Raw genomic sequence first — 9,705 nt, forward strand, 5'->3', positions numbered from 1 at the left:
CGACGGCGAGCACTCCGGCGAGAACCGGCCAAGCGGCGCTCAATGCCGCGAAAAATAGTCCCGGGTCGCTTCGATGTCCCGGCCGATCTGCTCGGTGAGCGCCATCATGGACGGGAACGTCATCTCGTCGCGGACACGGTCGTGGAAGAAAAGGCGGACCTTCTCGCCGTACACGTCGCTCGAGAAGTCGAGGACGAACGACTCGATCGTCGTCTCGTAGTTCTCGTAGACGGTCGGGCGGCGGCCGATGTTCGTCACGCAGTCGAACTCGCGCCCGAAGGACTTGAAGAACACCCTCGAGAAGTAGACGCCGTCGGCCGGCGAGAGCTCGTTCTCGGGGCGCAGGTTGATCGTCGGATAGCCGATCTTCCGCCCCATCCGGTCGCCGCGGGCGATCACGCCGTCCATCGCGTGGGGGCGGCCGAGCATCGCGTTCGCCGACCGGATGTCGCCGGCCGAGATCGCCTGGCGGATGCGCGTCGAGGAGATCGGGGCCCCCTCGAAGAAGACCTCGTCCACCCCTTCGGCCGTGAACCCGTTGGCCGGGCCCATCGCGCGAAGCAGCTCCAGATTGCCGCGCTTCCCCCGGCCGAACGCGAAGTGCGAGCCGAGGAGGATCTCGGAGACGGCGAGCCGCCGCCGGAGGAAACCCGAGACGAAATCCTCCGGCTCGGTCAGCGAGAAGTCCCGGGTGAACGGCACGACGAGGAGCGCGTCGATCCCGAGACGTTCGAGCGTCTCCTCGCGCTGCGGAAGCGTCTGGATCATCCTGGGCGCGAGCTCCGGGTGCAGGACCTTGAGCGGGTGCGGCTCGAACGTGATCGCGACGGCCGGGCGCGACTCCGCCCGCGCGCGTTCCACGACCGCCGACAGGATCTTCTGGTGCCCGAGATGCACGCCGTCGAAGTTCCCGATCGTCGCGACGGCGCCGGTCGGCAGGTCCGAGGACGTGAGGGGTTCGCGGAAGACCTGCATCACGCGTCGCCCGCATCGCGGCTCGGACGAGAGACCTCGACCGCCGCGGGCTCCCGCATCGCGGACCTCCTCCCCCCGGTGGCTTCGGGGAGACTCTCCGCGATGCGGCCTTTCGCGGCTCGGGGAAGAGCCCTCGACCGCTCCGGCGCCCGGCGAGAACACCGGGCCGCGACCTCGCGGAGCCCGGATTCCGACGCCCCGACGAGAGAGACGCGCGGCACGAACATCAGAGGCGCGCGACGACTCGAGCCACCAGATCGTACTCGTGCGTTTCGGTGACCTTCGCCCGGACGATGTCACCGGCCCGCACCGGGAAATCGGCGAGCTCGTTGATCAGAACCCGGCCATCGATCTCGGGAGCCATCGCGGCCGTTCGGCCTTCGAGCAGATGCTCCGTCTCGGAGCATTCCCCTTCGACGAGGACGTCGACCGTCTTCCCCTTCCACCGGCGCAGCCGCCCGCGCGCGATCGGCTGCTGGAGCGAGAGGAGGAACGCGCGGCGTTCATCCTTGACCTCGGGAGGCACCGGGTCCCCGAGCGGTTCGGCGCCCGACGAGGGCTCCGGTGAATACGCGAAAACCCCGAGATTGTCTAATTCCGCCTCGCGGACGAACTCGCAGAGCTCCCGGAATTGCTCGTCGGTCTCTCCCGGGAAACCGACGATGAAGGTCGTCCGGATGGCGAGGTCCGGCACGGTCTCCCGCATGCGCGCGATCATCGCCCGATAGCTCTTCGGGTCCCCGCCGCGGCGCATCGCCGCGAGGATCCCGCGCGAGACGTGCTGGAGCGGAATGTCGACGTACGGCAGGAATCGCGGCTCGCGGGCCATCAGCGAGAGCACCGAGTCGTCGAGAGTCTTCGGATACGCGTACAGGAAGCGGATCCAGGGGATCCCGGTTTCGGCGATCAGGGCCTCGACGAGGCGCGCCAGGCCGTCCCGCTTCATCCCGAGGTCCTCGCCGTAGCGGGTCGTGTCCTGCGCGATCAGATTCAGCTCCCGGATTCCCTGCTCTTCGAGCCGCTGCGCCTCGGCGACGAGGGACGCGATCGTCCGGCTCCGCTGGAGGCCGCGCATCTGCGGGATCACGCAGAACGTGCACGGGTTGTTGCAGCCTTCGGCGACTTTCAGGTACGAGAAGCCGCGCCGGTTCGTGAGCACGCGCGGCGAGAGCTCGTCGTAGACGCGCGTCGCGAGCGGCTTCTCGGAGAAGCGCGGGAGGGCCGCCAGACCGAGCGCCGCCGCCGGAGCCAGCTCGAGCTCGTCGAGGCCGATGAAGTGGTCGACTTCCGGAATCTCGGCCGCGAGCTCGGCGCCGTATTTCTGGACCATGCACCCGGCCACCACGATCCGATCGATCTCGCCGCGGCTCTTCCGGCCGACCTGCTCGAGGATCGCGTTCACCGACTCTTCCTTCGCCCGGTCGATGAATCCGCAGGTGTTGACGACGACGACCCGCGCCCGCTCGTCCGGAACGATCTCGTGTCCCGCGGCCTTCAGGTGCCCGAGCATGATCTCGCTGTCGACGAGGTTCTTGGGACACCCGAGCGACACCATGCCGACGGTGGGAAGGGAAGGACGCGCGGTCTCGGCTGAGTCGCCGCGTCCCCTCACGGATATATCCGGTTGAGCGTGCGCGGATACGGGATCGCCTCTCTCAAGTGGTGGATTCCGCAGATCCAGGCGACCGTCCGCTCGAGTCCCATGCCGAATCCGGAATGGGGAAACGTGCCGTACTTCCGCACGTCCAGATACCACTGGTAGGCCTCGACCGGCAGGCCGTTGTCGCGGATCCGCTGGAGGAGGAGGTCGTGGTCGTGGATGCGCTGCGACCCGCCGATGATCTCTCCGTAGCCCTCCGGCGCGATCATGTCGAGGCCGAGAACGACCTCCGGATCCTCCGGATCGGGCTGCATGTAGAACGACTTGATCGCCGCCGGATAGCGCGTGATCATCACGGGCCGGTCGAACTCCTTCGAAATCTCCGTCTCCTCGTCGCCCCCCAGATCGTCGCCGAACTTCACCGGCATCCCCTTCGCCGCGAGCTTCTCGACCGCCTGACGGTAGGTGATCCGGGGGAAGGGCGCCTGGACGTTGCGGAGATTCGTCGTGTCCCTCTCGAGGCGCTTGAGGTCCTCCGCGCAGCGGTCGAGCGCCCGGCCGACGATCGCGACCATGAACTCCTCGGCGAGCGCCTCGAGGCCGGGCAGCTCGAGGAACGCGACCTCCGGCTCGACCATCCAGAACTCGGTCAGGTGCCGCCGGGTCTTCGACTTCTCCGCGCGGAATGTCGGCCCGAAACAATACACTTTTCCGAAGGCGGCGGCCGCCGGCTCGAGGTACAGCTGCCCCGACTGCGAGAGGTAGGCTTTCTCCCCGAAATAGTCCGTCTCGAACAGCGTGGAGGTCCCCTCGCACGCGGCGGGGGTCAGGATCGGCGAATCGATCAGCGTGAAGCCCCGTTCGTAGAAGAAATCGCGGATCGCCTGGGGGACCTCCGAGCGCACTCTCAGGACCGCGTGCTGGCGCGACGAGCGCATCCAGAGGTGCCTTTGGGAGAGGAGAAAGTCGATCCCGTGCTCCTTGGGCGTGATCGGGTAGTCGGGGGACTCGCCGAGGATCTCGAGATCCGTGACGGTCATCTCGTAGCCGCCCGGCGCCCGGCGATCCTCGCGGATGGTCCCCCGGACGACGAGCGAGGCTTCCTGCGCGGCCCGTCCCGCCTCCTCCCAGACCGATTCCGGCACTTCCGCCTTCGCGACGACGCACTGGCAGTACCCCGTTCCGTCCCGGACGATCAGGAACTGGATCTTCCCCGAGGAGCGGCGGTTGTACAGCCACCCCGCGAGCACCGCCTCGCCCCCGGCGCGGGACGCCAGGCGAGCGATCGCCGTGCTCTCTTCGGGAGAGATCCTGGGCTTCTTCATCGAGCCGCGCATTATATCCGGTGTGTTACTGTGCACCGGCGATGCGGCTCACCTGGCAGAACCAGCTGGCCGAGAGCGCCTACGACGACTTCCTCGCTCTCGTCCGGAGGCGCCGCCCCGACCCCGCTCTCCTCGATCTCTCCGCCGGCTACGACCTGGTGACGAAGATCTCCGCGAAAGGGTTTTCCGTGCGCACGCTCGACACCCGCAAGGAGATCCTCGAGCCCGCGAAGTCCGGCCGTCCCCTCGCGATCGACCAGCCCGGGGAGTCCTTCGACGGCATCCTCTGTCTCGGCACGTTCGGCTTCATTCCGAGACCCGCCGCTCCTCCCCTGGCGTCGGAAATCCGGCGGTTGCTCGTCCCCGGCGGGCTCGCCTTCATCTCGTTCGCTCCGGTGTGGGTCCACGATCCGGACGACACGCGTTCGGTGCGGAGCTTCTTCGACCGGGAGGGAAACCTCCACCGCCGCGACCACGGCGAGTTCACGACCTCCGTGGTGTACCAGAATCGCGAGATCGAAGCCCTCTTCAAGGACTTCAAGATCGTCGCGCTCGTCACGCAGACGAACGGCGCCCGCCGGTTGACCGCCATGCGCGAGGCGTGACGTTGATCCGACATGCCGCCTCCGGGGCGATTCGCCGGATGCGCCGCTTCTGGAATCCGGCCGCCGCGGCGCTGCCGGGAGAAGACTACAAGTCGGTGTGGAACCGCGCCGCCGAGAAGAACGCGGTGGACGCGATCTTCACCGGCGCCGACGCCGCCATCTTCGAGAGCTCCGGGGAAGGAGACGCCGCGCGGCTGCGCCCGCTGGCGGGGCCCGGGGCCCGGGTGCTCAACATCGGCTGCGGCATCGGGCGCGTCGATCGGTACCTCGCGCCGTTCGTCGGCGAACTGTGGGGCGTCGACATCAGCGGCGAGATGATCGCCCGCGCGCGGGCGCGCCTGGCCGGGTTCCCGAACGTGCGGCTCCGGGAGCTGGGACTCGGCGAGTTCCTGTCCGCCTTCGAAAGCGGGACGTTCGACCTCGTCTTTTCCTTCCTCGTCCTCCAGCACATGGAGCGCGAGGACGCCTTCCGGTATCTCGAAGATGCCGCCAGGATCCTCCGCCCCGGCGGAGCGCTGTCGGTCCAGTTCCCGAATCTGCTTTCCCCCGAATACACGGCGGCTTTCGTCGAAGGCGCCCGCGTCGCCACGCGCAGCTCGGGGAGGGTTCGCGCGTACACCGAGGCGGAGGTCGGCCACCTCCTCGCGCTCGCCGGATTCCGGGTCGAGTCCATGACGGTTTCCGCGGGGGCACGCGGGAACGCCGAGATCTACGCGACGGCCCGGCGGTGAGAGTCGGCCCCGCCTCGGCGCTCCTCCGGCGGCTCGGCTTTCTCGGAGGCTACCGCGCGGTCTGGAATTACCATGCCCGGCGGGACGCGCGGCAGGCGATTTTCTCGGGATCGTCGGAGGAGTCCTTCGAGGAAGCAGGACGGCGCGACGCCGAACGGATCGCGCGGCTCGCGCCCTCCGGCGCGCGTGTCCTGAACATCGGGTGCGGCATCGGGCGCGTGGAGAAGTACCTCGCCCCCGCGGTCGCCGAGATGCATGCCGTCGACATCAGCGGCGGCATGATCGCCCGCGCCCGGGCGCGGCTGGCGGGCGCCCCGAACGTCTTCCTGCGGAAGGTCGCGCCCTCCGAGTTCCTCCGCGCCTTTCCCGATGCCCATTTCGATCTGGTCTTCTCCCTGCTCGTCCTGCAGCACCTCGAGAAGGAGGACGCGTTCCTCTACCTCGAGGACGCCCGGCGGGTGCTCCGGCCCGGCGGAACGCTCTTCGCGCAGTTTCCCAACCTCCGCTCGCCCGAATACACGAAATCCTTCCGGGAGGTCCTGCGGAGCCGCCCCCGCAGCCCCGGCCGCGTCCGGCCGTACACCGAAGAGGAGCTCCGCCACTGGTTTGCGATGCTCGCGTTCGAGCTCGTGTCGCTCACGATCGAGGCCGGCGAGCGCGGCGACGCGGAGATCTACGTGACCGCGAAGAAGACGTGAACGCGGTGTGACTCGAAAGGCGCAGCGGGCGGCGCCCTGGGCTGCCGCCGCTTTCTTCGCGGTCGCGTCCGTCGCGATGACGTGGCCCCTCGCCGCGGGACTGACCCGCTTCGTCTCGGATCCGGGCGATCCGTATCTCGCCACCTGGATCCTGGACTGGGACGCCCGCCAGTTCTTTCACAATCCCGCGCGTCTTTTCGACGCGGACATCTTCTACCCCGCTCGGTTAACGCTCGCGTTTTCAGAAAATCTCTTCGGGGCCGCCGTCTTCGGCTTCCCCCTCCGGTTCGCTGGCGTCCCCCCGGTCGGCGTGTACAACGTCCTGTTCCTGTTGGGAATGGCTTCCTCGGGAGCGGCGGCCTGGGCGCTCGCGCGGGAGATGACCGGCGATGGTGTCGCCGCGGTGCTCGCGGGCATCTTCTATGCCTTCGTTCCCTTCCGATTCTCGCAGTTGCCCCACTTCCAGATGCAATGGGGCGCATTCCTGCCACTTTTTCTCCTCTTCTTCTGGCGTTTTCTCGAACTCGGCCGTCGGCGCGACCTGATCCTCTATGCCCTCTTCTTCGCATGGAACGCGATCGCGTGCGTTCACTACGGAATCTTCGGAGGCTTCGCGCTCGCCCTGACCGCCGCTCTCGAGCTCACCCGGCGAAGAGCCTGGCAAGCTCCCGTCGCCCGCCGACTCCTGGGAGCGACCGCGCTCTCTCTCGTCGCGGTCCTTCCCTTCGCAATCCCCTACTTTCTCGCGTCGCGGCTCTACCATTTTCATCGCAGCCTCGGCGAGATCGTCTACTACAGCGCGACTCCCGCCTCGTTCCTAAGCGCTGGCGTCCGGAACAAGCTCTACGGAGGTTTGACATCCCGTTTCTCCTCGCCGGAAGCCGATCTCTTCTTCGGGCTTCTCGTGCCGCTTCTCGCCGTTGCCGGGTACGTCCTATCGAGCAGGCTGCCGCCACGCACACCGGTCCCTGCGCGCCTGCCGGCGCCCCGCAAGATCGCCATCCTCGACACGCTCATCGTCGTGCTCGCCGCCGCGCGTCTCGCCTACTCCGTGACCGGGGGATATCGGATCGGTCCGCTGAGAGTCCACGAGCCCTTCCGGCTCTCGATGGCCCTCTTCGCGTCGGCCGCGGTTCGCCTGTCGTGGCGATTTCCGGCGTTCCTGCGAGACGAGAACCTCGCGGCCTGGCTGCGCTCCCGGCGCCGATCGCCGGCGGTGTGCTGGGCGGTCGCCATGATCGCGACGGGAATCGTCGTGGCGCTCGGCGGGCGCTTTTTCGCTTACCGCGAACTTTACGAGCTTCTCCCGGCGGTCCTCGGCGCGATTCGCGCCCCCGCACGGGGCATCGTCCTGGCCCACCTGGGGCTGGGCGTCCTTGCCGCCTTCGGAGTGTCGGCCCTCCGTTTCCGCCTCGGCCGTGCGGGGCGCTCTCTCGTTCCGGCCGCGGCGGCCTTGCTCACTCTTGGCGAGCTCCGGGCGGCACCCGTTTCGTGGTTCGACCAGGTGCCCGCGGCTCCCGCCGCGATCGCCTGGACCGACGCGCACCATCCGCCGGGCGGCGTCCTGGAGCTGCCGATGAAGATCTCGGACGACCTCTGTTACATGCTATGGGCGACGGGGCACGATTTTCCGATCGCGAACGGCTACAGCGGCTTCTTTCCCAAGACGACCGAACAGATCCGGGCCGCGTTCACGTCGGACCCGGTGCCGCCCGAGGCCGTATCGCTGCTCCGCCGCGCCCGAATCTCGACGATTCTCTTCCATCGCGGCCGGGCGAACGCCTCGGAGCAGGTTTCGCTCGCGAGATTCCTTTCGCGCGCGATCGCCGAAGGCTCGATCGTTCCGGTTCGCGCAATGGGAATCGGCGCCGACGATACGGTCGTCTGCGCCGATTCCTCTTCGGGGGCCGCGTTCTCCCCCTCCGCCGAGGACCGGCGCCGGACTCTCGAGGTTCTCGCTCACCCGCTTCCTCTTCCGCCCGCCCCCGAAGGGTGGTACGAGGAACCCAACGACGGGGACGTGATCCGCGGGTCGACGGTGCGGGGAAACGGCTGGGCCGCCTCGGCCGACGGGATCGCCCGGATCGCCGTTCTCCTCGACGGGCGGGACATCGGATCCGCGACCTACGGTCAATACCGGCCCGCGGTTCGGCACGTCAAGCCTTACGTCCAGTGCGGCGACTTCTGCGGGTACGGCTACCGGATCGACGGCGTGCCGCCCGGCCGCCATACGATTCAGACCCGGTTCTTCGGCCGGCAGGGAGGAACCGCCGCGCCCCCGAAGATCGGAATCCGGGTCGCGAAGTGAGCGGCCGGATTCGCGTCTGGCCTCTCCCGGCGCCGACGATCCTCGCCCTGTGGGCGCTCTGGTCGGCGGTCGTGCTCGCCCTCGCCGCGGCCGCCTGGGCGCTGCCGATCTCGCACCCCGACGGCTGGGGCCCCGATCTGATGCGGATCGCGCCCCCGCTCGCCCGGTGGGACGCGGGGTGGTACGAGCAGATCGCGCGCGAGGGCTATCACTACGATCCGGCGGTCCGGGAGAACAACGTCGGGTTCTACCCCCTGTATCCGCTCCTCATCCGGCTCGCTTCGGGCGGAGGACCTTCCGCCTTTTCGGCGGGAATCGCGATCTCGGTCGCGGCCCTGCTCGGAGCCCTGCTGCTCGTCGCCCGGGCCGCGTCGGACGCGGAAGAGGACGCGCTCCCGGCGCTCGGCGCGCTCCTTTTCTACCCCTCGTCGTTCTTTCTCGCGGCCGCGTACACCGAATCCCTCTTTCTCCTCTCCACGGCGGGCGCATTCGTCGCGGCGCGCCGCGGCCGCTGGGCCTGGGCGGGGCTCGCGGGAGCGGCGGCGGCTCTGACCCGGTTCAACGGTTTTCTGATCCTCCTCCCGCTCTTCTGGATAGGACGCGAGGAAGCGAAACGGCTCGGGAGATGGCGCCCCCGGGCGGTCGCGGCGATCGTCTTCTCCGCGGCGGGCGCGCTCGCTTTTCCCGTCTATCTGGCGGCGCGCTGGGGCGACCCGCTGCTGTACGTCCACAGCAAGACCCGCGGCTGGGCCCAGCACCCGCGTCCGATCTGGAGCCTCGCCGTCGGGGCGCTGCGCGAGGCGGTCGCCCGGATCCACGAGCCGGGAGCGGGCGGGAAGCTCGTGTTCGCGATGATGGCGGGAAGCGCGCTCCTCTTCACGATCCTGACGGCCGAGCTCTTCCGACGCCGGCGCACGGCCGAGGGCCTTTACTGCGCGGCGACTCTCCTGCTGCTTTTCAACAGCGGGACGCTCGACGCGCTTCACCGGTACGTGCTCGGCCTCTTTCCCTGCTTCATCGTGTTCGGCTCCTGGCTGGTGAGGAGCCGGCCGGCGGCCGCGGCATATGCCTGGCTCGGAGCGGGGACCGGCGTCCTGCTCCTCGCGCGGTACGTGCACTGGATCTTCGTCGGCTGACGCCGGCGGCCCGTCAGCGGCGGAATTTCGTTCGGAAGGCGTTGACGATCGTCTGGGCCTGCGTGAGGCGCTGGAGCTTCCGGTTCTTCCGCTGGAGCGCGTCCATGTCGTCGGGCGGCGGCATGACTCCCCGGATCTCCCGCATGAGCTTGTCGACCTCCGCGAGAAACGCCTGGAGCTCGGGCACCTGGAATTTCTTGAACGTGTGCTCGGAAACGATGATGTAGCCTTCGGCGATGTCCTTGGCCATCGACATCGCCGATCCGCCGATGAATACGCTCACGCGCGGGATGATAACTTTTCCCGCGATCGGAGAGGAATCGCGAT

General features: G+C 68.5%; 9 protein-coding genes. 5 read left to right on the forward strand and 4 right to left on the reverse strand.

Annotated features, from left to right (window positions below; genetic code table 11):
* Positions 1 to 39 precede the first annotated feature (39 nt).
* The 3 genes from VFS34_00965 to asnS form a co-directional block, all read right to left on the reverse strand.
* Positions 40 to 975, reverse strand: a complete 936-nt coding sequence (locus VFS34_00965) for a bifunctional riboflavin kinase/FAD synthetase (protein HET9793001.1) — start codon at positions 973 to 975, stop codon at positions 40 to 42.
* Positions 976 to 1,201: 226 nt separating this feature from the next.
* Positions 1,202 to 2,587 carry a 30S ribosomal protein S12 methylthiotransferase RimO gene (rimO, locus tag VFS34_00970; protein HET9793002.1) on the reverse strand — a complete coding sequence of 462 codons (1,386 nt, stop codon included), beginning with the start codon at positions 2,585 to 2,587 and terminating at the stop codon, positions 1,202 to 1,204.
* The gene (asnS, locus tag VFS34_00975) at positions 2,584 to 3,900 is read right to left on the reverse strand and encodes an asparagine--tRNA ligase (protein HET9793003.1); all 1,317 of its coding nucleotides are present in this window, start codon (positions 3,898 to 3,900) and stop codon (positions 2,584 to 2,586) included. Before asnS ends, rimO begins: the two co-directional genes overlap by 4 nt.
* A gap of 41 nt (positions 3,901 to 3,941) precedes the next feature.
* Between asnS and VFS34_00980 the strand changes: the two genes are divergently transcribed.
* Genes VFS34_00980 through VFS34_01000 form a run of 5 tightly spaced genes read left to right on the forward strand, consistent with a single transcriptional unit; the run spans position 3,942 to position 9,378 of the window.
* Positions 3,942 to 4,505: a class I SAM-dependent methyltransferase gene (locus VFS34_00980; GenBank protein ID HET9793004.1), complete on the forward strand. Its 564-nt coding sequence runs from the start codon at positions 3,942 to 3,944 to the stop codon at positions 4,503 to 4,505.
* Positions 4,502 to 5,236, forward strand: a complete 735-nt coding sequence (locus VFS34_00985) for a class I SAM-dependent methyltransferase (protein ID HET9793005.1) — start codon at positions 4,502 to 4,504, stop codon at positions 5,234 to 5,236. Before VFS34_00980 ends, VFS34_00985 begins: the two co-directional genes overlap by 4 nt.
* Positions 5,233 to 5,934, forward strand: coding sequence for a methyltransferase domain-containing protein (locus VFS34_00990; protein HET9793006.1), 702 nt, complete (start codon positions 5,233 to 5,235; stop codon positions 5,932 to 5,934). The genes VFS34_00985 and VFS34_00990 overlap by 4 nt, the downstream gene beginning before the upstream one ends.
* A 7-nt stretch (positions 5,935 to 5,941) precedes the next feature.
* The gene (locus VFS34_00995; protein HET9793007.1) at positions 5,942 to 8,242 is read left to right on the forward strand and encodes a hypothetical protein; all 2,301 of its coding nucleotides are present in this window, start codon (positions 5,942 to 5,944) and stop codon (positions 8,240 to 8,242) included.
* The gene (locus VFS34_01000) at positions 8,239 to 9,378 is read left to right on the forward strand and encodes a hypothetical protein (GenBank protein ID HET9793008.1); all 1,140 of its coding nucleotides are present in this window, start codon (positions 8,239 to 8,241) and stop codon (positions 9,376 to 9,378) included. The genes VFS34_00995 and VFS34_01000 overlap by 4 nt, the downstream gene beginning before the upstream one ends.
* Before the next feature lie 13 nt (positions 9,379 to 9,391).
* Here VFS34_01000 and VFS34_01005 read toward each other — a convergent pair whose 3' ends face one another.
* Positions 9,392 to 9,661, reverse strand: coding sequence for a hypothetical protein (locus VFS34_01005; GenBank protein ID HET9793009.1), 270 nt, complete (start codon positions 9,659 to 9,661; stop codon positions 9,392 to 9,394).
* Positions 9,662 to 9,705 lie beyond the last annotated feature (44 nt).

Source organism: Thermoanaerobaculia bacterium, from assembly GCA_035717485.1.
In the GTDB taxonomy this organism is placed as follows: domain Bacteria; phylum Acidobacteriota; class Thermoanaerobaculia; order UBA5066; family DATFVB01; genus DATFVB01.